Genomic DNA, 20,118 nt, shown 5'->3' on the forward strand with positions numbered 1-20,118 from the left:
AGCGAGACCAGCTGGTTGATAGGCCGGATGTGGAAGCGCTGCAAGGCGTTGAGCTAACCGGTACTAATGGCCCGTGAGGCTTGACCATATAACACCCAAGGGGTCTGTGATGACCCACGACGCCGGGTACCTCTTGAAACCTCTCGGCTCAGCATGAATCACCCCTTTTCGCCTGACGACCATAGCGAGCGTGAACCACCTGATCCCATGCCGAACTCAGCAGTGAAACCGCTCCGCGCCGATGGTAGTGTGGGGCCTCCCCATGCGAGAGTAGGTCATCGTCAGGCACTTATTCAGAAACCCCGGCCCATGGTCGGGGTTTCGTCGTTTTAGGGCCTCCCCATGGAGAGTCCCGGAGTGCCGGCCAAGTCATCGTCAGGCACTTATACCGAGAAAACCCCGGGCATTCAGTTGCTCGGGGTTTTTTCATGGCAGGGACCTGCCCCTGCAGCCTCCCGGAATGCCGGCCATCGAGGCGCCGCTCATCGGAGCTCGGCGCCCCGGGACAACGGCCGGAATAACTCCAGGCACTTACCGGAAAAAGCCTCGAGCTCATCATGAGCTCGGGGCTTTTTTCGTTTGGGCCGCCGAACGAAAGAGATGTCTCGGCGGGCAGTTGGGCATGAAAAAGCCCGGCCATATGGCCGGGCTTGGATGTCGCCAGGATGTGCCTAGAGGGCGGCAATCTTGTCGCGCTGCTCCGCCAGCAGACGACGGGAGGTTTGAAGGTCGGTCAGCTTGCCACGCTCCTTCTCCACTACAGCAGCAGGAGCCTTGGCCACGAAGCCCTCGTTGGAGAGTTTCTTCTCGATGCCGCCGATCAGCTTGTCCTGCTTGTCGATCTCCTTGTCGAGGCGGGCGAGCTCCGTCTCCTTGTCGATCAGGTCGGCCATGGGCACCAGGACTTCCATCTCGCCGACCAGCTGGGTGGCCGCGAGTGGTGCCTGCTGAGGGTCATCCAGCCAGCTGAGGCTCTCCAGCTTGGCGAGCTTGGCCAGGAACAGGCGGTTGGCCTCCAGGCGGTCGCGATCGGCGGTGCCGCCCTTGGTCAGCAGGACGTCGAGGGGCTTGCCCGGCGCGATATTCATCTCGGCACGGATATTACGCACCGCCACGATGACACCCTTGAGCCACTCGATATCGCGGGTGGCGCCTTCATCGAGCAGGGCCTCATCGGCAGTCGGCCAGGGCTGAGCCATGATGGAGTCGTCGCCCTGGAAGGTGCCGGCCAGGGGCGCTACACGCTGCCAGATCTCCTCGGAGATATACGGCATCATCGGGTGGGCCAGGCGCAGGAGGGTTTCCAGCACGCGGACCAAGGTTCGGCGGGTGCCGCGCTTGGCATCGAGACTGGCGTTGTCATCCCAGAGCACCGGCTTGGAGAGCTCCAGGTACCAGTCGCAGTACTCGTTCCAGACGAAGTCATAGAACGCCTGGGAGGCATGGTCGAAGCGGAACTCCTCCATGGCCTTGGTAACCTGGGTCACGGTCTGCTGCAGGCGTGAGAGGATCCAGCGGTCGGCCAGGGAGAGGGTCACCGGCTCATCGCCAAGGCCGGTATCCTCGCCTTCGGCATTCATCAGCACATAGCGTGAGGCGTTCCACAGCTTGTTGCAGAAGTTGCGGTAGCCATCCAGGCGACCCATGTCGAACTTGATATCGCGTCCGGTGGTGGCCTGGGAGAGGAAGGTGAAGCGCAGCGCATCGGTGCCGTGAGGCTCGACGCCTTCCGGGAACTCGCTTCGCGTGGCCTTGGCGATCGCCTTGGCTCTCTGCGGCTGCATCATGTTGCCGGTGCGCTTCTCCACCAGCGTATCCAGCTCGATGCCGTCGATCAGATCAATGGGGTCGAGCACGTTGCCCTTGGATTTCGACATCTTCTGGCCCTGGCCGTCACGCACTAGGCCGTGCACGTAGACCTGCTTGAAGGGCACCTCGCCGGTGAACTTCAGGGTCAGCATGATCATCCGCGCGACCCAGAAGAAGATGATGTCGAAGCCGGTGACCAGCACGCTGGAGGGGTGGAAGGTCTTGAGCTCTTCGGTCTGCTCCGGCCAGCCCAGGGTGCCGAAGGTCCACAGCCCCGAGCTGAACCAGGTGTCCAGCACGTCCTCGTCCTGAGTCAGCTCGAGCTCCGCAGAGAGGCCGTGCCGCTCGCGGGCCTCGGCCTCGCTGCGGGCGACATAGACGCTGCCCTCGGCGTCGTACCAAGCAGGGATACGGTGGCCCCACCACAGCTGGCGAGAGATGCACCAGTCCTGGAGGTCGCGCATCCAGGCGAAGTACATGTTCTCGTAGTTCTTCGGCACGAACTGGATATCGCCCTTCTCCACGGCCTCTATGGCGGGCTTGGCCAGACTCTCCACGGCCACGAACCACTGGTCGGTCAGCAGCGGTTCGATGATATCCCCGGAGCGATCTCCGAAGGGCAGGGTGTTGTTGACCGTCTCGATCTGCTCGAGCAGGCCGGCGGACTCCATGTCGGCGACGATCCGTTGGCGTGCCTCGAAGCGATCCAGACCGGCATAGGCCTCGGGCAGGCTCGGGTCGATATCTGCCAGTGGACGGCCCTGAATGTCGAAGGCCTCGGCCTGCCCCAGGATGGCGGCGTCCTGGGTGAAGACGTTGATCAGCGGAAGGTTCTGGCGGCGGCCTACCTCGTAATCATTGAAGTCGTGGGCAGGGGTGATCTTCACGCAACCCGAACCCTTCTCCATGTCGGCGTGTTCATCGGCGACGATGGGGATGCGGCGACCCACCAGCGGCAGCGTGATGAACTTGCCCACCAGGGAGGCATAGCGGGGGTCCTCGGGATTGACCGCAACCCCGGTGTCGCCGAGCAGGGTCTCCGGACGGGTGGTGGCAACGACCAGGTAATCCTTGCCGTCGTCGGTGGTGACGCCATCGGCCAGGGGGTAGCGGAAGTGCCAGAAGCTACCCTGCTGGTCGCGGTTTTCCACCTCGAGGTCGGAGATCGCGGTATGCAGTGTCGGATCCCAGTTGACCAGCCGCTTGCCACGGTAAATCAGGTCCTCCTCGTAGAGACGGACGAAGACCTCCTGGACCGCCTTGTAGAAGCCGCTGTCCATGGTGAAGCGCTCACGGCTCCAGTCGACGCTGGCTCCCATGCGGCGCAGCTGGCGGGTGATATGACCGCCAGACTCATGCTTCCACTCCCACACCTTGTCGATGAAGGCTTCGCGGCCAAGATCGTGGCGACTCTTGCCTTCTTCCGCCGCCACCTTGCGCTCGACCAGCATCTGGGTGGCGATGCCGGCGTGGTCGGTCCCCACCTGCCACAGGGTGTTGCGACCCTGCATCCGCCGCCAGCGGGTCAGGGTGTCCATGATGGTGTCCTGGAAGGCGTGGCCCATGTGCAGGCTGCCGGTGATATTGGGCGGCGGAATCATGATGGAGAAGGGTGCGCCCTCGCCCGAGGGGGCGAAGCGGCCGTCGGCCTCCCAGCGCTGATACCAGTGGGATTCGATCTGCTCGGGTTGGTAGGTCTTGTCCATGGGCGTTTCGGGTCCAGAATAGGCACCGCCGGCCTGATGGCCGGGCGGCAGGAATGGCGACGAAAATGGGGTCAATTATAGCCCGGCGGGGTAGTCGGCGTCAGCCTGACTGACTGCGCAGCTGATGCGCCTTGACCGGGTAGCCGCGTTGCTTGTAGGTCTGCCAGCACTTTCGCTTGGCGGTCAGCACCGCCTGGTGCTGGTTGATGATCTCGGCGACACGCTCGAAGCGCGAGAACCACTCGGGAATGCCGGGCGATAGATTGAGCAGCGCCTGGGCGGGGCGCTCGGGGGGTGGCGGTTCGGCCCAGCCGATGGTGACCGCCACCTGCTCGGCGAGGGCGTCATCGGCCAAGGCATGGGGCACATAGGCGTCGGCTCGGAAGGTCCAGAGCGCCTTGTCGAGCTCCCGGGCCATGGCTTCATCCTCGGCGTGCAGGTGCAGCCGGTAGCCCTTGCGCTGAATGGTCTCGGCCAGCCGGCAGGCGAAGTCGAGACGCGCCTCCAGGGTGGTGTCGGGGAGGACGTAGAAATCGATCTGGGTCATCTGAGTCTGCCCGGGGCTTCTCCTCGTGGCAGGCCTTTGCGGAGGCGCTGTGAATACTTCCCTGTACGCTACCGACGCCATCCCTGACGCAGGACCTCCGCGTCGGCCTGCCCTTCGGCGCCCCTCGCCTCGGTGGTGAGAGCCGCGATAGCAGCGGAGCCGCTGAGCGGGTCCGTCGCGGCGACTTCGCTGTTACACCAGCCTGGTCAGCCAGCCGTGTGTATCCTCGGCACGACCATACTGCAGGTCGAGCAGCTTGGCACGCAGGCGCTTGGCGATGGGGTTGCCGTTGTCGCCCGCCAGGCGGATGCGTTCCTGTTCGCTGACCAGCTCTCCTACCGGGGTGATCACCGCCGCGGTACCGCAGGCGAAGACCTCGGTGATCTCGCCGTTGGCCGCGCCTTCACGCCACTCGTCGATGCTGATCGGGCGCTCCTCGGGTGTCAGCCCCTCGTCGCGTGCCAGGGTCAGTACCGAGTCGCGAGTCACGCCCTCGAGAATGGTGTCGGTCAGGCGAGGCGTCGCGATACGTCCGTCCTTGTAGACGAAGAACAGGTTCATGCCCCCTAGCTCCTCGATCCACTTGTTCTCGACGGCATCGAGGAAGGCGACCTGGCCGCAGCCGTTGGCGCTGGCCTCCTTCTGGGCCGCCAGGGAGGAGGCGTAGTTGCCGCCGCACTTGGCGAACCCGGTTCCCCCCGGAGCGGCACGCTTGTAGTGCTCGGTGAGCCAGATCGAGACCGGCTCGATGCCACCCTTGAAGTAGGCTGCAGCCGGCGAGGCGATCACGTAGTAGTCGACCTCATGGGACGGGCGCACGCCGAGGAAGCTTTCGCTGGCGATCATGAAGGGGCGCAGGTAGAGGCTGCACTCGTCCGCCTCGTTCTTCGGCGTGGGCACCCAGGGATGATCCTGGGCCAGCAGCGCCTTGATCGAACCGATGAAGTCCGCGTCGGAAAGCTCCGGCAGGGCCAGACGGCGGGCGCTGCGGCGGAAGCGCTCGGCATTCTTCTCGGGGCGGAAGGTCCAGATGGAGCCATCGGCATGCCGGTAGGCCTTGATGCCCTCGAAGATTTCCTGAGCGTAGTGCAGCACGGCAGCGGCAGGGTCCAGGGTCAGGGGGCCATAGGGAAGCACCCTGTGGCCGTGCCAGCCATCGTTCAAGGTCCAGCGCACATGGGCCATGTGATCGGTGAAGTACTGGCCGAAACCGGGGTTGGCGAGGATATCCTCGCGAATGGCATCGGTGGTGGGGGCAGCGTGGGGAAGCAGGTCGAAGGTGTCAGTCGGCACGGCAAGGGGTCTCCGCTACATCCGGGGCCGTGGGCTCCGGGTCGGTAAAGAGGGCTCGGGCCGGCAGTGGCCCGGGTCGTGAGGTCATCGTCTACCCCATGAAAAAGGGGGCGCGAACAAAACGCAAGTCCTGAAAAGGGTCGCCGCGGCCTGAGCGCGGGGCAACGGTGCCAGGGCGACGAGAAGAAACTATGCCAGGGGCACCGGCAGCGCACAGGCGAGGGGCTCAGCGCCCCTCGGCGGGCCGGCCCTGCCGATGGTCAGCCCCGAGCGCTGAGTGGACGGATAACGTCGGGGCCACTCTGCTCAATCCGCCCTGGTGTCTATGCTGGTCTCCACCTCGGCATCGGCCTCGCGGTCCAGCAGGTACTGGGTCAGCAGGCCCACGGGGCGGCCGCTGGCTCCCTTCTGCTTGCCGGATGCCCAGGCGGTGCCGGCGATGTCCAGATGGGCCCAGGGAAAGCGGTCGGCGAAGCGCGACAGGAAACAGGCGGCGGTGATGGTGCCCGCCGGGCGGCCGCCGATATTGGCCAGGTCGGCGAAGTTGGAGTCGAGCTGCTCCTGGTACTCGTCCCACAGCGGCAGATGCCAGGCGCGGTCCCAGGCGGCCTCGCCGGCATCCAGCAGGTCCAGGACCAGATCGTCGTCGTTGGACAGCAGGCCCGTGGCGTGATGGCCAAGGGCGATGATGCAGGCGCCGGTCAGGGTCGCGATATCCACCACACTGGCGGGTTCGAAGCGCTCCGCATAGGTGAGGGCGTCGCACAGTACCAGGCGGCCTTCGGCGTCGGTATTGAGTACCTCCACCGAGAGGCCCTTGAGGGTCTTGATGATATCACCAGGCTTGGTGGCCCGGCCGTCGGGCATGTTCTCGGCAGCGGCCACGATCGCCACCAGGTTGACCCTGGGACGGATGCCGAGGGTCGCCTTCAGCGTGCCGAACACGCTGGCCGCGCCGCACATGTCGAACTTCATCTCGTCCATGGCCTCGCCGGGCTTCAGCGAGATGCCACCGGTGTCGAAGGTGATGCCCTTGCCGACCAGGACATGGGGGGCCTCGTCGGGGTCATCCGCTCCCTGGTAGCGCATGACGATCAGGCGTGAGGGCTGTTCGCTGCCGCGGCCCACGGAAAGCAGGCTATGGGCGCCCAGCGTCTCGAGGGCCGCCTCGTCGAGGATCTCTACCTGCAGGTCGCCATCGGCGTCCTGGCCCAGCGCCTCGGCCTGCTCGGCCAGGTAGCTCGGGGTGCAGACATTGCCGGGCAGGTTGCCCAGGGTACGGGCGTAGTTGATGCCCTGGCCCAGGGCATCGCCGATGCGGGCGCCTTCGGCGGCGGCCCTGGCATCACTCTCCTCGTTGGCCAGCAGTTCGACCCGCGCCAGGCGTGGCGTGGGCGCCTTCTCGGACTTGAACTCCTCGAAGCGATAGAGCGCGCGATGGGCGGCCTCGGCAACCATGCGTGCCTTCCAGTCGACGCCGCGTTCCGTCAACGGGACCTCGGTGAAGGCCATGGTCACTTCGTCCAGCGACAGGCTCGCCAGGAAGGTGAAGGTGGCATCCAGAGCCTTGCGGAAGGCCGCTTCCCGACACGTCTCGCGCTTGCCCAGGCCCACCAGCAGCAGGCGGTCGGTGGAGAGACCCGGCGCGAAGGGAACCAGCTGCACGTTGCCCAGCCTGGCGTCGAAATCACCACGCTCGAGCAGCTGTGTGATCAAGCGCTCGCTGGCGTCGTTGAGGCGGGCGGCGGTGGGCAGCAGAGCCTCGTCCTTGAATACCGGGATGACGATACAGGCGCTTTCGACCTTGGCGGGGCTACCCGTCCTGACAGGGAATTCCATGGCGTCTCCACAAGACAAGCGTTGGGGGTTACAGGCAATTGGGGTTACAAGCGTAGGGGGATTCTGGATAATGCCGACACGTTGCCGTGTCGCCCAGTGTACCCAAGGCATGGCCCCATTGCATGGCAGACGCCGCATGATCATCTTTCGTTATCTGACCCGCGAGATCCTGCTGACCATGGCCGCCGTTGCCGGCGTGCTGCTGCTGGTCATCATGGGTAGCCGCTTCATTCGCTACTTCAGCAACGCCGCCGAGGGCGAGATCCCCGCCAGCATTCTTGGCACCCTGATGTTGCTGCATCTGCCGGGGTTTCTGGAGCTAATTCTGCCCCTGGCATTCTTCCTGGGGATCCTGCTCGCCTATGGCCAGCTCTACCTGAACAGCGAGATCACCGTGCTGGTGGCCTGCGGCACCAGCCCCAACCGGCTGCTGCAGGTGAGCCTGGTGCCGGCGACCCTGGTGGCTGTGCTGGTGGGGCTGTGCAGCCTGTGGCTGACGCCGGCGGGTGCGCTGGAGACCGAGACGCTGCTCGAGGATCAGCGCAGCCGCGTTGACTTCTCCACCCTCGGACCCGGGCGCTTCCAGGAGTTCGGTAGTGGGCGTACCGCCTACATCGAAGGGATCAGCGAAGATGGCAGCGAGATGCGCGGCGTCTTTATCAGCGAGCGCCAGCGGCGCAGCGATGGCACTCCCGAGAGCGTGGTGACTCGCGCCGAGGGGGGGCACCAGGTGCTGGATGACGAGACTGGGAGTCGCTTCCTGGTGCTGAGCGATGGTGAGCGCTACAGCGTCGAGCCTGGCCGGCATCAGGCCGAGCGGCTCGAGTTCGACACCTATGCGGTGCGCCTGTCACGAACCGAGACGCTGCGCGAGCTTGACTCCCCGGAGCTTGCCACCACCCGGGAGCTGCTTGGTGATGCCTCGCCCGAAGCCCGCGCCCAGCTGCAGTGGCGGGTAAGCATGCCGCTGATGGTGTTTATCCTGACCCTGCTGGCGATGCCGCTCTCGCGGGTCAATCCGCGCCAGGGGCGCTTCGCCAAGCTGCTGCCGGCGATCTTCCTGCATGTGGCCTACCTGAGCCTGCTGCTGGCGGCACTGGATGCCATCGGGCGTGGCAATCTGCCGGCCGTGATAGGCATGTGGCCGATCCACGGTGCCTTCCTGGCGCTGGGCGGGTGGATGACGATACGCGCCCAGCGCAAGGGGATGAGTGGATGATTGCCGATCGCTTCGACCGCTACCTGGCACGCAACGTGCTGGGTGCCATCATCGTCGTCCAGGTGGTGCTGCTGGGGCTCGACCTGGTGATCACCTATATCAACGACCTGGGCGATGTGGAGGGAGACTATGGCGCCTTGCAGGTGCTGCTCTACCTGTTGATGCGCCTGCCCTGGCGGCTCTACCAGTATGCGCCGGTGGCGGTGCTGATCGGTGCGCTGATCGGCCTGGGGGGCATGGCCTCGAGCAATGAACTCACCGTGATGCGCGCCGCCGGCCGCTCCCTGGTGCGGATCCTCTGGGGCGCAATGAAGCCGATCATCCTGGTGGTGATCGTGGTGCTGTTTATCGCCGAATATGTCTCCCCGCGAACCGAGCAGTTTGCCAGCGCCTGGCGGGTCGAGAAGATCCAGGGGGCCGGTACCCTGGTGACCGAGCGCGGTGGCTGGCAGCGGGAGGGCGACAGCTTCTACCGCTTCGGCGCCATTCGTGCCGATGATACCGTGCTCGATCTCACCCGTTACCGCTTCGAGGGACAGCGCCTGATCGAGGCGATGAGCGCCGCGCGGGCGGTCTGGCAGGAGGAGCGCTGGGTGCTGGAAGACGTGGCGGTAACACGATTTACCGAACAGGCGACCGAGGCCCGGCGCCTCGAGACCCGGGAGTGGGATACCCAGCTGACCCCGGAGCAGCTTTCGCGGCTGTTGCGCGACGTCCAGAGCCAGTCGCCGAGTGAGCTATGGGCCTATGCCAGCTACCTGCGCGACCAGGGACAACAGGCCACCCAGCCGCTGCTCTACTTCTGGCAGAAGATGCTGCTGCCGCTGACCATGGGGTCGCTGGTGCTGGTGGCCGCCTCCTTCGTGTTCGGTCCGTTGCGCAGCGTGGCCGCCGGCACGCGGGTGTTCTATGGCGTGATCACCGGCCTGGCGTTCAAGTATCTGCAGGACCTGCTGGCACCGGCCTCCACGGTGTTCGGCTTCTCGCCGGCCTGGGCGGTACTGGCACCGACCCTTATCTGTGTCGTGGTAGGGGTTCTCCTGCTGCGCCGCAACGGTTAAGACAAGGAGAGCGTCATGCCACACCGCTTGCCCAATCTCGATGACGTCTGGCCCGCCGGCCTCGGCCGCCGGCTGGGTGCCATGCTCTACGACGCCTTCCTGGTAGCCGCCATCTGGTTGCTGGTGGCCGGGTTGCATCTGCTGGTGGTGCGCCACCTGATCGGCCTGCCCGCTGAACAGGTCGGGATGGGGGTCGCGCAGGTCGCTTCCCTGCGCTTTGGCATGCTGGCGTCGGCGTTCGCCTTCTTCGCCTTCTTCTGGTGTCGTGGTGGCATGACCCTGGGCATGCAGGCCTGGCGGCTGCGGGTGCAGACCCTGGATGGCTGCACCATCACCCTGCGCCAGGCCATGGTGCGCTATCTGGTGGCCTGGCTCTCCGTGGCCACCCTGGGGCTGGGCTACCTGTGGGTGTTGTTCGATGCCGAGCGGCGCAGCTGGCCCGATATCGCCTCGGGGACCCAGGTGGTGGTACTCCCCAAGACATCCCGCTAGCCCTGATCCCGCTCGCCGGGCATTGACCGGCGTCAGTCATTGACCCCGTTGCGGTTGCAATACCTTATGCGAATCATTTACATTTGTCTCGCTATCCAACGCGAGGAATTCGCATGTACGTCTGCATCTGCAAGGGAGTTTCCGATCGCCGCATCCGCCAGGTGGTGGAAGAGGGGGCACGTAGCTGGCGCGAGGTCCAGGCCGAGACCGGCTGTGGCACCCAGTGCGGCAAGTGTGCCTGCGTCGGCAAGAGCCTGACCCGCGAGGCGGTGAAGGAGGAGCTAATGCAGGCCTCTACGGATCTTGCCTACGCGGTGTAACGGCGCCGGCACCTCCGCTTCCCCGCTGTCGAGGTTTGGCAATCGCCATCGCGGCGTGCCAAGCTTGGGGATGACTCCCCCATGTCATGAGAGGCAGATCCATGAAAGGCGACAGCAAGGTTATCGAACACCTCAATCGCGCTCTGGGCAACGAGCTGGTCGCGATCAACCAGTACTTCCTGCATGCCAAGATGTACAAGGACTGGGGCCTGAAGAGGCTGGCCAAATGGGAATATGACGAGTCCATCGAAGAGATGGTCCACGCCGACAAGCTGATCGAGCGCATCCTCTTTCTCGAGGGCATTCCCAACCTTCAGGACCTTGGCAAGCTGCATATCGGCGAGAACGTGCGTGAAATGCTCGAGTGTGACCTCAAGATCGAGCATGAAGGCCGCAACGACTATATCGCTGCCATTGAGTATTGCGAACAGGTCAAGGACTATGTGTCTCGTGACCTGTTCCGCGACCTGCTGGCCGACGAGGAAGAGCATATTGATCATATCGAGACCGAACTGGGGCTGATCGACAAGGTTGGCATCGAGAACTATATGCTCAAGCAGATGCAGGAAGCCGGCGACGAGTAACCACTCCCTCTTCCCTCGTCGGTCCTGCTCCGAAGCGCTCCTTCAAGACTCATCGATCGTGACTCCCGGCGCCCTGGTGGCGCCGGTGTGCGTTTCTGCCTCCCGACGCGAGCAGGTCCGTCTCAGAAGGCCTTCTCCAGCTCGAAGCGTGGGACCGGCTCATCCTGCACCTTGACCAGTTCGTTGAACATCGCGAGGGGGCGCACCCAGAGGCCGTAGTCGCCATAGAGGGCGCGATAGACCACCAGAGGCTCCTCGGTCTCGCTGTGATGGGCCATGCCGAGCACCTCGTAACGGTTGCCCTTGTAGTGGCAGTAGATTCCGGGAACCGGCAGTGGGCGGGTCATGACACTCTCCTGAAGTAAGAAAAGAACTCTGAAGTGAACTCTGAGAAGGGCTGCTGTTGGTGGCGCGGTTACTCTATGAACCCAGGAGACTCAAGCGCCACTCTGGCGGCTGCTGGCCCGCTTGGCCAGCCTTGCCAGGGTGCGTGATGCGGCCACGAAGCCGAAGCTGCCGGTGACGAAGGTGGCGGCGCCGAAGCCGGAGGCGCAGTCCAGACGGGTGGCCTCGCCGCTGCCCGGCTTCTGGTAGCACACCTCGCCGTCGCTGCCCGGATAGACCAGCTGTTCGTCTGAGTAGACGCACTCCACCGAGAAGCGCCGCCGGGGGTTGCGCGAGAATCCGAAGTCGCGGCGCAGCCGCGAGCGCACCTTGGCCAGCAGGGGGTCATGTTCGGTGCGCGTCAGGTCGGCCACCTTGATACGGGTGGGGTCGGTCTGGCCGCCGGCGGCACCGGTTACCGTGATCGGCAGCTTGCGCCGCCGACACCAGGCGATCAGCGCCGCCTTGGCCACCACGCTGTCGATGGCATCGATCACATGGTCGGCATCCTCGGGGATGCGCTCGGCCAGGTTGGTGGGGGTGACGAAGGCGGTATCGGCCACGACCTCGATGCCCGGCTGAATCGCCCGACAGCGCTCGGCCAGCACCTCCACCTTGGGACGGCCCACGGTACCGTCCAGGGCGTGAAGCTGGCGGTTGGTATTGGAGACGCAGACATCGTCCAGGTCGATCAGGGTCAGCCTGCCGACGCCGGAGCGGGCCAGGGCCTCCACGGCCCAGCTGCCGACGCCCCCCACACCGACGACCACGATATGAGCGCTGCGGAAGTGTGCGAAGGCACGGGCGCCGTAGAGACGACGGATGCCCCCGAAGCGCAGGTCGTGGTCATTCTCGGTGAGGCCGGCGGGAGAGGCGGTAATGGGATCGCTCATGGTCTCATGGGGTCGTGGGTGGGACGGTGGATGGTGCCGCGGTGGCGGGCCAGGGGATCTCGGTGGGCGAGAGGGTCTCTACGTTATCCGGGGGCAGGTGGCCGCTCCAGCCAAACCGCTCGAACAGCGCGCGCATGGCGCCATCTGGAGCGCACTCGACGCGCAGCCGCTGGCCCGTGGCAGGATGATGGAAGGCCAGCCCCACGGCGGCCAGCAGCAGACGGGGAGTGTCCAGCTGCTCGGCGAAGAAGCGATTATGCTTGCCCTTGCCATGCTTGGCGTCACCGATGATCGGATAGCCGCGCCGGGAGAGGTGGCGGCGGATCTGGTGGCGGCGTCCGGTGAGGGGATATGCCTCCATCAACGAATAGCGGCTCTGGGGGTAGCGATCCACCTGTACCGGCAGCTCCACGCTGTCCAGGCGGCGCACCACGGTGATCGACTCCTGGGCCGGCATCTCCGCCTTGGGGCGGCGGCCGTCCTCCTCGCGCAGCGAATAGTCGAGGTGCTCGGCCTCGGGGCCGGTGCCACGCACCACCGCCAGGTAGCGCTTGACGACATCGCGCTCGGCGAAGGCGTCGCCCAGGCGAGTGGCGATCTCCGAGGAGAGGGCGAACACCATGGCTCCCGAGGTGGGGCGGTCGAGGCGGTGGACCGGATAGACCCGTTGGCCCAGCTGGTCGCGCAAGCGCTGCAGCAGAAATTCGCGCTCACCCCGAGCCAGGGCCGTGCGGTGCACCAGCAGCCCGGCGGGCTTGTGCACGATCGCCAGGTGCTCGTCGCGATAGAGGATGCGCAGCTCGTCCGCCATGGCCCGGGTCCGATTCAGAAAGGGCGGCCATTGTCGCCTTCAGCCGTGGGGATGTCATCCCCGGTGAAGAGTTGCCTCATCGGCGCCTGCTGCCAATCCATCGAGCCGCCTTCGGACTGCCCGAGGGATCAGTTGCTTGCAGGCAGATAGGGGACGTCGGCCAGGCGACGCACCTCGACGTGGGAGAGCCAGTCGATATCCGCGGCGCGTTCCTTCAGGTCGCGTATCACCGCCTGACTCTCCCGGGGATAGCCTTCGTCCAGGCAGATGACCACCGTCACCGCATCCTCCAGATAGTGCAGCTCCAGCTCGCGGATCTCCGGCCACACCTCGTGAGAGGACCAGCGCCGGGCCAGGGCAGCCTCGACCGCGGGGCGTAATGGCAACCCGGGGAAGCGACTGGGGTCCCCCTCGCCGGCGTCATCCTCGGGGTCGATATGGAAGGTCAGGTCGGTCAGGGCGGGGAAGCCGTTGCGCAGGCGACGACTCACCTCGTTGCCGATCTCGTGCCCCTCGGAGACGCTGATTCGCGGTGACACCACCACATGCAGGTCGAGCATGGTGCGGCCCGCCGACTGGCGGGTGCGCAGGTCGTGGATACCGCGAACGCCGGGCACGCTCATCGCCATCTGGCGCATCTCTTCCTGGGTGGCCACGGGCAGGGCGGTGTCCACGAGCTCGCGGCCCGAGTCCCACAGCAGGTCCCAGCCCACCTTGCCGACCAGCAGGCCAACGATGATAGCGGCCGCGGTATCGATCCAGGCGGCGCCGAACTGGCTACCGATCAGCGCCACCATGACCACGCCGGTAGAGAGCACATCGCTTCGGTGGTGCCAGGCATTGGCCTCGAGCATCTTCGATCCGATGCGTTTCGCCACCCGGCGGGTGACATGGAAGAGCCACTCCTTGGCGAGCAGCGCCAGGGCGGTGAGCAGGATCGCCCAGATGCCGGGTGGCGGGATCCGGGTGTCGGCGAGCAGCCGATCCAGGCTCGACCAAGCGATCGCGCCGGCCACGAAGATCAGCACGCTACCCAGGAACAGGGTCGCCAGGGTCTCGATACGCCCGTGGCCGTAGTGATGGTCATGGTCGGGGCCCTGGTGGCCATAGTGGGAGGCGGCGATCACGAAGCCATCGGTCACCAGGTCGGAGAAGGAGTGCACGCCATCCGCCACCATCGCGGCGGAGCCGACGATCCAGCCCACGATGATCTTGGCCACGCCCAGCACGCAGTTCGCTCCTATCGAGAGGTAGGTGACGCGTCGGGTGGCCTGGTGTTTCTCGAGATGGGTCTGCATGGGCGAATCCGGGAGGGCTCCAGGAGGCAATGGTCGAAAATAGTACCGAAAAGGTACTGATTGATGCAAGGCGGAAAACCGGTGTCGCTTGCCACCATGGTCGGCTCGCCACGGCGACGGGATCGGGCCATGCTCTACTCCTGCCTGATAGCGTCTGGAGACATGCATGCCGCTTTCCCCCTCCTATCGCCTCGCCGCCACCATCCTGCATGGCTTCGACGAATACCGTTCACGCTTCAAGGCGATTACCGCGGACGCCAGCCGACGCTTCGCCGCCGGAGCGTGGCATGAGGCGCAGCAGGCCTCGGCGGAGCGTATCAATCTCTACGAGGAGAAGGTCCAGGCTACCCTGAAACGGCTGCGCCGCGGCTTCAGCGAGGAGCTGTTGACCGACTGCGAGTGCTGGCGCGAGGCGCGCACTCACTATGCAGGACTGATCGATCAGCGGCTGGATTACGAGCTGGCCGAGACCTACTTCAACTCGATGTTCTGCTCGCTCTTCCATCACCGCCATATCCGCAACGAGTGGATGTTCGTCTATAGCTCGCGGGAGCGGGCGGCACGTCTCTCCGGGCTGACCCTGTGTCGTCGTGTTCGGGTCCAGGGGGACTGGACCGCCGGGTTGCGCTGGGCCCTGGGGGGGGGGCGTCTGGAGCCCCCCTTCATCGACCTGGAAAAGGATGCGGCCCAGGGAGGGGAGGTGCTCCGGGGGCTGCTGCCCGATACCATCCGCGATGACCCCGAGGCCGAGATCGAGCTGATCAAGAGTGTCTTCTATCGCAACAAGGGGGCGTACCTGGTCGGTCGGGTGCTGGGCGGCGGTGAACAGGTGCCGCTGGTACTGCCGGTGCTTCACGAAGTGGGAGCCGGACTCTCTCTGGATACCGTACTGATCGAGCCCGATGAGGTCTCGATCATCTTCTCGTTCACGCGAGCCTACTTCCAGGTCAAGGTCGTCGTGCCCAGCGAGTTCGTGCACTATCTTCAGGAGCTGATGCCCGACAAGCCGGAGGGTGAGCTCTACGCCGCCATCGGGTTCTTCAAGCATGGCAAGACCGAGTTCTTTCGCGGTCTCAATCGTCAGGTGGCACGCCGCGATGATCGCTTCATTATCGCCCCGGGAGTCCGCGGCATGGTCATGGCGGTCTTCGTGCTGCCCTCGTATCGCACCGTCTTCAAGATCATCAAGGACCGCTTCGACCCCTCCAAGTCGATGAGCCGCGAGAACGTGCGCGAGAAGTATCGCCTGGTCAAGCTGCACGACCGGGTGGGGCGCATGGCGGATACCCAGGAGTTCTCGAACTTCATCGCCCGCCAGGATCACTTCGATCCCGAGTGCCTAACACACCTGCTGGAGGTCGCCCCCTCCACCGTCTACCTGCGAGGTGACAAGGTGGTCATCAGGCACTGCTATACCGAGCGCATGATGACCCCGCTCAACCTCTATCTCGGGCAGTGCGACGAGGCGGAGACCCGGGCGGTGCTCAAGGACTATGGCAATGCCATCAAGCAGATGGCCGCCGCCAATATCTTCCCCGGCGATATGCTGCTCAAGAACTTCGGCGTGACCCGCCACGGCCGGGTGGTGTTCTACGACTATGATGAGGTGTGCTATCTCACCGAGTGCAACTTCCGGCATATCCCCGAACCGCTCTACCCCGAACAGGAGCTGGCCGATGAGCCCTGGTACTCGGTGGGACCCAACGATATCTTCCCCGAGGAGTTCGGCCCCTTCCTGTTTGCCGATATTCACCTGCGGCGGCTCTTCTACGGGCTCCACCCCGAGCTGTTCGATGCCGACTACTGGAAGGGCTTGCAGCGGGCGGTCCTCGACGGCCGCGTCATCGACGTCTACCCCTATCGCAACAAGCAGCGCTTCAGCGGCGTCGAAAACGCGGGCCTGGTCCACTAGCCGAGGCGTGGCGCGCTATGCTGAAGGAGCGTGAAGCCCCCTGGTGGCAATCCGTCGGGATCTCAACCCAAGGAGAACGTCATGCTGGATCTGATTACTCACTCGGCAGGGCATGTCGTGGCGATGAAGGCGGGAGGCGTCGTCACCGCAAGCGAGTTGCAGCGTGCCATCGATGCCATCGAGGCCGCCAAGCAGAACCATCCGCTGGTCAGCATGGTGGTCGAAATCGATAACCTGCGCTGGATGACCCTCGGTGCGCTGCTCAAGGATGTCGGTTATGGTCTGACCCAGCTCGGTGACCTGAAGCGTTACCACCGTGTGGCCGTGGTCACCGACCAGGCCTGGCTGAAACATGTCGCCCATCTGGAAGAGCGCCTCTTCCGCGCGTTGGAGATCCAGACCTTCGCCAAGCGCGACCATGCCGCCGCCATGGCCTGGGCGGCCGAGCTTCCCAGGGGAGCCCACGAGAGCCCGGAGGAGGATGGCTATCACGGCGCCTGAGCCGGATCACGCTCGCTGGTCGATACCTGGCCGAGATGGTAGTTTCGAGAGAGTCGGTGTCGAGAGGTGATGGAATGGGTGAGCGGCGCGCACCCCATCTGGTGGTGCTGACAGGAGCGGGAATCAGTGCCGAGAGCGGCATCCAGACCTTTCGTGCATCGGATGGTCTGTGGGCCAACCACCCCGTCGAGGAGGTGGCCACCCCCGGTGGCTGGCGGCGCGACCCCGCCCGGGTGCTGGCCTTCTACAATGCGCGGCGAGAGCAGGTGCGTCGAGCGCGTCCCAATGCCGCCCACAAGGCCCTGGCGGCATTGGAACAGCAGGGTTTTCGGGTCAGCATCATTACCCAGAACATCGATGACCTGCATGAACGGGCCGGTTCCCGGCATGTCCTGCATCTGCATGGTGAGATTCTCAAGGCGCGATCCACGGTGGATCGCCGCATGCACTATCCGCTGCCGCGTGGCGGCATCGCCCTGGGGGATGTGTGTGACAAGGGCAGCCAGCTGCGCCCCGATGTGGTGTGGTTCGGCGAGGATGTGCCCCACTTCCCCGAGGCCTGCGAAATCGTGGCCGAGGCCGACCTGGTGCTGGTGGTGGGTACCTCGCTCGAGGTGATGCCGGCCGCCTCACTGCTCCAGCATGCTCCCTTCGACGCCGGCTGTGTGCTGGTCGACCCCGAGGCCGAGGCGCTGGCACCTCCCGGTGTGGCCCATCTCAGCCAGCCTGCCGGCAGGGGGGTGCCGGCGCTTGTCCGGCACTGGCGGCGTGAGGGGCGGCTGTGGGTACCCGAGGCGCTGCTGGAGGAGTGAGGCGCCAGGGGCATGCTAGAATGCGCCCCCGATTTCTCCCCGGACAGGCCATCATGCAGGACGACTTCCCTCACGAGTCCGAGACGTTTCACGAGCCCGAGACCCCGCCGGCGAACGCTCCTCGGGCTGGGCTTTCCCGCGACCCGGGAACCGGGCTCACCCGCGACCCCGGAACCGGGTCTACTCGTGACCCCGGAACCGGTCACCCACGCCCACCACGCCGCGAGTTCAAGGCGCGAGGGAGCTTCGTCGAGCGTTGCCCGGGGTGCAACCTGCCGATGCTCAATTGCCTGTGTCCCTATCGAGTGCAGGCCAGAAGCTACGCCCGGGTGTGGCTGCTGACCCACTCCATGGAGCATTTCAAGCCTACCAATACCGGACGGCTGATCCAGGATGTGCTGCCCGATACCGAGGTCTTCACCTGGTATCGCACCGCGCCGGACGAGCGCCTGCTGGCGCTGCTGAACGACAAGCGCTTCGCTCCCTTCGTGGTCTTTCCCGATGATCAGCCCGACTATGCCGAGCGCGTGGTCGACATCGACGCCGTGACCGAATCCCGGGCGGCGGGTCGCACTCCCGTCTATCTGCTGCTCGATGGTACCTGGCGCCAGGCGCGACGGATCTTCCGCAAGAGCCCCTATCTGGATGCCCTGCCGGTGTTGCCGTTGCGCACGGAGCGCTTGACGCGCTACCGGCTGCGCAAGCCCGCCTCCAGCTCACATCTGTGCACCGCCGAGGTGGCCGCCGAACTGCTGCGACAGGGGGGCGACGAGGATGCCGCCCTGGCTCTGGACGACTATTTCGACGCCTTCAATGAGTGCTATGCCGCCAGCCGGCGCTTCGAGAAGATCGAGGCGCCGACGGCGGCGATGCGGCGTCTGCTGGCAGGCCAAGAGTAGTTCCACCGCCTCAGCCGTTGTCCGAGAAGATCTCCAGCGCCAGATCGTGGGAGCGGCCAAGCCATATGGCGCCCTGGGTATGATCGAAGAGGTCGTCATCGCTGCCGAGGTGTACGAAGACATCCAGGTCGCCGCGATTGAGGGCCAGCCAGGGCACCAGCTCACCGAACTGCTCCGGTGCGAAGGAGAGCTGGCAGCTCCCCACAGGGTGCGGCCCTACCGGCCGTTCATGAAAGCGGCCCACCTGAATATCGAAGTGCATGGCGCAGGCGCTGGCGAGGCGCCTGGCCTGGGCCAGGCCATCTGCATCCGAGTAGTAAAGATGCGCGTGGTAGTAGCGAATGACGCTTGTATCGATCAGGCCGTCGGCCGTCTGGTCAGACATATCACTCCCCTGTCGGGTGTCTCGTGGCGATCTCGGTCAGTCTGGGTGCCATTGTGATCAGGTTCGCTGGCTGGGGTCAGCCGCTGCCGAACAGGGTGCCTGCGATGCGGAAACCGGCGATCCAGGTACCGGCGGCGGAGCCCAGGGTGGCGGTCAGAAACACCAGCAGGGTGCGTGACACCCGGTTGTGCCACCACCCCTTGAGGTGGGTGACATCGTGGCGCAGCGTGGAGAAGTCGCGCACCTTGGGCTTGCGCAGGTAGAGCTCCACCCCGGCCGCGACGAAACCGGCCCCGATGGTGGGGTTGAGCGAGGTGAGCGGCGCGGCGAAGAAGGTGGCAATGACCGTGAACGGGTGGGCCAGGGCCACCAGGGTGGCCCCCGCCGAGAGCACTCCGTTGATCAGGAACCACTCCGCCACCAGCTGCCAACCCAGGTCGGTATTGCGCGAGAAGCCGATGGCGAAGCCGGTAAGCACCAGGGCGGTGATCACCCAGGGCAGTGCCTTCCAGATCTTCGACGGCGGCGGCGTGGCCTCGAGTCGCTGGCGCTCCTCGGCCGGCTGTGGCGGCAACTCGTCGGCGAAGTGATCGGCCATGCCCTGCATATGGCCGGCACCGATCACCACCAGCACATTGCGATAGCGCCCCGGCGGCGCCTCCTCGGCCAGGCGCAGCACCATGTAGCGGTCACGCTCACTGATCAGAGGGGTATAGAGGCTCTCTGACTCGGCCGCGAATTCGCTGAAGGTGGACTCCAGCACGTCGCCCTCCTTGAGGCGCTCGACCTCCTCGGGGGAGACCTCCTTGCGCGACAGCACGCTACCCAGCAACCCCGAGAACAGCGAGAAGCGCTGCCACCAGGGGACGTTGTGATAGATGCGCTTGAGGGTCACGCCGACATCGCGGTCGATCAGCAGCAGCGGCAATGCCGCCCGCTGCGACTCCTCCAGGGCGGCGCGCATCTCGGCCCCGGGCTCGATGCCGGACTGTTCGGCGAGCCGCTGCTGGAAGGCGCCCAGCGCCAGGCTGGCGGCCACCACGCCGGCCTTGCCCTGGCGGAAGACCTGGAACAGATCCTGTTCCGCCAGGGCATCGGGATTGGTGAGGCTATGGTGGCGGGAGTCGCACAGCTCGATGGCCACGGCGTCGAACTCACCCGAGCGAATCAGTCGGCGCACGTCCTCGGCGCTCTCGGCGGAGACGTGGGCGGTGCCGAGCAGGGTATAGCGGGTCCCGCCGATCTGCAGGACCCGCTGGGGACCGCTGGTGGTGTCGTCCGGGCGTGTCGGCATGGGGGCCTGGGTCTCGGTCATGGGGGCTCGGCTCGAAGAAGTGAGGGGTCAATTATCCA

The 20,118-nt window shown here is 65.3% G+C and carries 19 protein-coding genes and 2 rRNA genes; 11 read left to right on the forward strand and 10 right to left on the reverse strand.

The features are described 5' to 3' along the window. Both IOC61_RS12610 and rrf read left to right on the forward strand, forming a co-directional pair. Positions 1 to 88: ribosomal RNA gene (locus IOC61_RS12610) — 23S ribosomal RNA — on the forward strand; the annotation flags it as partial. Between the two features lie 83 nt (positions 89 to 171). After that, positions 172 to 287: ribosomal RNA gene (rrf, locus tag IOC61_RS12615) — 5S ribosomal RNA — on the forward strand. A 384-nt stretch (positions 288 to 671) separates the two neighbouring features. Here the strand turns inward: rrf and IOC61_RS12620 are convergent. The 4 genes from IOC61_RS12620 to IOC61_RS12635 form a co-directional block, all read right to left on the reverse strand. Further along, entirely contained in the window at positions 672 to 3,515 is a 2,844-nt protein-coding gene (locus IOC61_RS12620) for a valine--tRNA ligase (RefSeq protein ID WP_195689150.1), read from the reverse strand. A 100-nt stretch (positions 3,516 to 3,615) separates the two neighbouring features. Next, positions 3,616 to 4,062 carry a DNA polymerase III subunit chi gene (locus IOC61_RS12625; RefSeq protein WP_195689151.1) on the reverse strand — a complete coding sequence of 149 codons (447 nt, stop codon included), beginning with the start codon at positions 4,060 to 4,062 and terminating at the stop codon, positions 3,616 to 3,618. 192 nt (positions 4,063 to 4,254) lie between these two features. Then, the gene (locus IOC61_RS12630; RefSeq protein ID WP_195689152.1) at positions 4,255 to 5,355 is read right to left on the reverse strand and encodes a branched-chain amino acid aminotransferase; all 1,101 of its coding nucleotides are present in this window, start codon (positions 5,353 to 5,355) and stop codon (positions 4,255 to 4,257) included. Between the two features lie 306 nt (positions 5,356 to 5,661). After that, positions 5,662 to 7,194, reverse strand: coding sequence for a leucyl aminopeptidase (locus tag IOC61_RS12635; protein WP_195689153.1), 1,533 nt, complete (start codon positions 7,192 to 7,194; stop codon positions 5,662 to 5,664). A 136-nt stretch (positions 7,195 to 7,330) separates the two neighbouring features. Here IOC61_RS12635 and lptF point away from each other — a divergent pair, with 136 nt between their 5' ends. The 5 genes from lptF to bfr all read left to right on the forward strand — a co-directional run bounded on the left by lptF (position 7,331) and on the right by bfr (position 10,870). Next, a complete protein-coding gene (gene lptF, locus IOC61_RS12640) occupies positions 7,331 to 8,413 on the forward strand; it encodes an LPS export ABC transporter permease LptF (protein ID WP_195689154.1) in 1,083 nt (360 codons plus the stop codon). Beyond that, complete coding sequence (lptG, locus tag IOC61_RS12645; RefSeq protein ID WP_195689155.1) at positions 8,410 to 9,474, forward strand: LPS export ABC transporter permease LptG; 1,065 nt, start codon at positions 8,410 to 8,412, stop codon at positions 9,472 to 9,474. Before lptF ends, lptG begins: the two co-directional genes overlap by 4 nt. 15 nt (positions 9,475 to 9,489) lie before the next feature. Next, a complete protein-coding gene (locus IOC61_RS12650; protein WP_195689156.1) occupies positions 9,490 to 9,966 on the forward strand; it encodes an RDD family protein in 477 nt (158 codons plus the stop codon). Between the two features lie 113 nt (positions 9,967 to 10,079). Next, positions 10,080 to 10,286 carry a (2Fe-2S)-binding protein gene (locus tag IOC61_RS12655; protein WP_132043567.1) on the forward strand — a complete coding sequence of 69 codons (207 nt, stop codon included), beginning with the start codon at positions 10,080 to 10,082 and terminating at the stop codon, positions 10,284 to 10,286. A 101-nt stretch (positions 10,287 to 10,387) separates the two neighbouring features. After that, positions 10,388 to 10,870 (forward strand): bacterioferritin, encoded by a 483-nt coding sequence (gene bfr, locus IOC61_RS12660; protein WP_195689157.1) that lies wholly within the window; start codon positions 10,388 to 10,390, stop codon positions 10,868 to 10,870. 122 nt (positions 10,871 to 10,992) lie between these two features. Here bfr and IOC61_RS12665 read toward each other — a convergent pair whose 3' ends face one another. The 4 genes from IOC61_RS12665 to IOC61_RS12680 form a co-directional block, all read right to left on the reverse strand. Continuing rightward, positions 10,993 to 11,217 (reverse strand): DUF1653 domain-containing protein, encoded by a 225-nt coding sequence (locus tag IOC61_RS12665; RefSeq protein WP_195689158.1) that lies wholly within the window; start codon positions 11,215 to 11,217, stop codon positions 10,993 to 10,995. A gap of 90 nt (positions 11,218 to 11,307) precedes the next feature. Further along, a complete protein-coding gene (tcdA, locus tag IOC61_RS12670; RefSeq protein WP_195689159.1) occupies positions 11,308 to 12,147 on the reverse strand; it encodes a tRNA cyclic N6-threonylcarbamoyladenosine(37) synthase TcdA in 840 nt (279 codons plus the stop codon). Between the two features lie 4 nt (positions 12,148 to 12,151). Then, positions 12,152 to 12,958 carry a pseudouridine synthase gene (locus tag IOC61_RS12675; protein ID WP_195689160.1) on the reverse strand — a complete coding sequence of 269 codons (807 nt, stop codon included), beginning with the start codon at positions 12,956 to 12,958 and terminating at the stop codon, positions 12,152 to 12,154. 128 nt (positions 12,959 to 13,086) lie between these two features. Next, complete coding sequence (locus IOC61_RS12680; protein ID WP_195689161.1) at positions 13,087 to 14,256, reverse strand: cation diffusion facilitator family transporter; 1,170 nt, start codon at positions 14,254 to 14,256, stop codon at positions 13,087 to 13,089. Between the two features lie 166 nt (positions 14,257 to 14,422). Between IOC61_RS12680 and aceK the strand changes: the two genes are divergently transcribed. The 4 genes from aceK (at position 14,423) to IOC61_RS12700 (ending at position 18,380) form a co-directional block, all read left to right on the forward strand. Continuing rightward, on the forward strand, positions 14,423 to 16,168 hold the full coding sequence (aceK, locus tag IOC61_RS12685) for a bifunctional isocitrate dehydrogenase kinase/phosphatase (protein WP_195689162.1): 1,746 nt from the start codon (positions 14,423 to 14,425) through the stop codon (positions 16,166 to 16,168). A gap of 81 nt (positions 16,169 to 16,249) precedes the next feature. After that, the gene (locus tag IOC61_RS12690) at positions 16,250 to 16,669 is read left to right on the forward strand and encodes an STAS/SEC14 domain-containing protein (RefSeq protein WP_195689163.1); all 420 of its coding nucleotides are present in this window, start codon (positions 16,250 to 16,252) and stop codon (positions 16,667 to 16,669) included. A 74-nt stretch (positions 16,670 to 16,743) separates the two neighbouring features. Next, positions 16,744 to 17,481 carry an SIR2 family NAD-dependent protein deacylase gene (locus IOC61_RS12695; RefSeq protein ID WP_195689164.1) on the forward strand — a complete coding sequence of 246 codons (738 nt, stop codon included), beginning with the start codon at positions 16,744 to 16,746 and terminating at the stop codon, positions 17,479 to 17,481. Between the two features lie 53 nt (positions 17,482 to 17,534). Next, complete coding sequence (locus tag IOC61_RS12700; protein ID WP_195689165.1) at positions 17,535 to 18,380, forward strand: tRNA-uridine aminocarboxypropyltransferase; 846 nt, start codon at positions 17,535 to 17,537, stop codon at positions 18,378 to 18,380. 10 nt (positions 18,381 to 18,390) lie between these two features. Here IOC61_RS12700 and IOC61_RS12705 read toward each other — a convergent pair whose 3' ends face one another. Together IOC61_RS12705 and IOC61_RS12710 are read right to left on the reverse strand one after the other, a co-directional pair. Continuing rightward, on the reverse strand, positions 18,391 to 18,765 hold the full coding sequence (locus IOC61_RS12705; protein WP_195689166.1) for a DOPA 4,5-dioxygenase family protein: 375 nt from the start codon (positions 18,763 to 18,765) through the stop codon (positions 18,391 to 18,393). A gap of 76 nt (positions 18,766 to 18,841) precedes the next feature. Further along, positions 18,842 to 20,080, reverse strand: a complete 1,239-nt coding sequence (locus IOC61_RS12710) for a TraB/GumN family protein (protein WP_195689167.1) — start codon at positions 20,078 to 20,080, stop codon at positions 18,842 to 18,844. Positions 20,081 to 20,118 lie beyond the last annotated feature (38 nt).

Origin of the sequence: Halomonas sp. KAO (assembly GCF_015595025.1) — a bacterium.
Taxonomy (GTDB): domain Bacteria; phylum Pseudomonadota; class Gammaproteobacteria; order Pseudomonadales; family Halomonadaceae; genus Halomonas.

Excerpts from the sequence above, each read along its gene's own strand:
- lptF (WP_195689154.1), top strand. The coding sequence starts at position 7,331 with ATGATCATCTTTCGTTATCTGACCCGCGAGATCCTGCTGACCATGGCC.
- IOC61_RS12675 (WP_195689160.1), bottom strand. The coding sequence starts at position 12,958 with ATGGCGGACGAGCTGCGCATCCTCTATCGCGACGAGCACCTGGCGATC.
- IOC61_RS12680 (WP_195689161.1), bottom strand. The coding sequence starts at position 14,256 with ATGCAGACCCATCTCGAGAAACACCAGGCCACCCGACGCGTCACCTAC.
- aceK (WP_195689162.1), top strand. The coding sequence starts at position 14,423 with ATGCCGCTTTCCCCCTCCTATCGCCTCGCCGCCACCATCCTGCATGGC.
- IOC61_RS12705 (WP_195689166.1), bottom strand. The coding sequence starts at position 18,765 with ATGTCTGACCAGACGGCCGACGGCCTGATCGATACAAGCGTCATTCGC.
- tcdA (WP_195689159.1), bottom strand. The coding sequence starts at position 12,147 with ATGAGCGATCCCATTACCGCCTCTCCCGCCGGCCTCACCGAGAATGAC.
- lptG (WP_195689155.1), top strand. The coding sequence starts at position 8,410 with ATGATTGCCGATCGCTTCGACCGCTACCTGGCACGCAACGTGCTGGGT.
- IOC61_RS12700 (WP_195689165.1), top strand. The coding sequence starts at position 17,535 with ATGCAGGACGACTTCCCTCACGAGTCCGAGACGTTTCACGAGCCCGAG.
- IOC61_RS12690 (WP_195689163.1), top strand. The coding sequence starts at position 16,250 with ATGCTGGATCTGATTACTCACTCGGCAGGGCATGTCGTGGCGATGAAG.
- IOC61_RS12635 (WP_195689153.1), bottom strand. The coding sequence starts at position 7,194 with ATGGAATTCCCTGTCAGGACGGGTAGCCCCGCCAAGGTCGAAAGCGCC.
- IOC61_RS12625 (WP_195689151.1), bottom strand. The coding sequence starts at position 4,062 with ATGACCCAGATCGATTTCTACGTCCTCCCCGACACCACCCTGGAGGCG.
- bfr (WP_195689157.1), top strand. The coding sequence starts at position 10,388 with ATGAAAGGCGACAGCAAGGTTATCGAACACCTCAATCGCGCTCTGGGC.
- IOC61_RS12665 (WP_195689158.1), bottom strand. The coding sequence starts at position 11,217 with ATGACCCGCCCACTGCCGGTTCCCGGAATCTACTGCCACTACAAGGGC.
- IOC61_RS12655 (WP_132043567.1), top strand. The coding sequence starts at position 10,080 with ATGTACGTCTGCATCTGCAAGGGAGTTTCCGATCGCCGCATCCGCCAG.
- IOC61_RS12620 (WP_195689150.1), bottom strand. The coding sequence starts at position 3,515 with ATGGACAAGACCTACCAACCCGAGCAGATCGAATCCCACTGGTATCAG.
- IOC61_RS12650 (WP_195689156.1), top strand. The coding sequence starts at position 9,490 with ATGCCACACCGCTTGCCCAATCTCGATGACGTCTGGCCCGCCGGCCTC.
- IOC61_RS12710 (WP_195689167.1), bottom strand. The coding sequence starts at position 20,080 with ATGACCGAGACCCAGGCCCCCATGCCGACACGCCCGGACGACACCACC.
- IOC61_RS12695 (WP_195689164.1), top strand. The coding sequence starts at position 16,744 with ATGGGTGAGCGGCGCGCACCCCATCTGGTGGTGCTGACAGGAGCGGGA.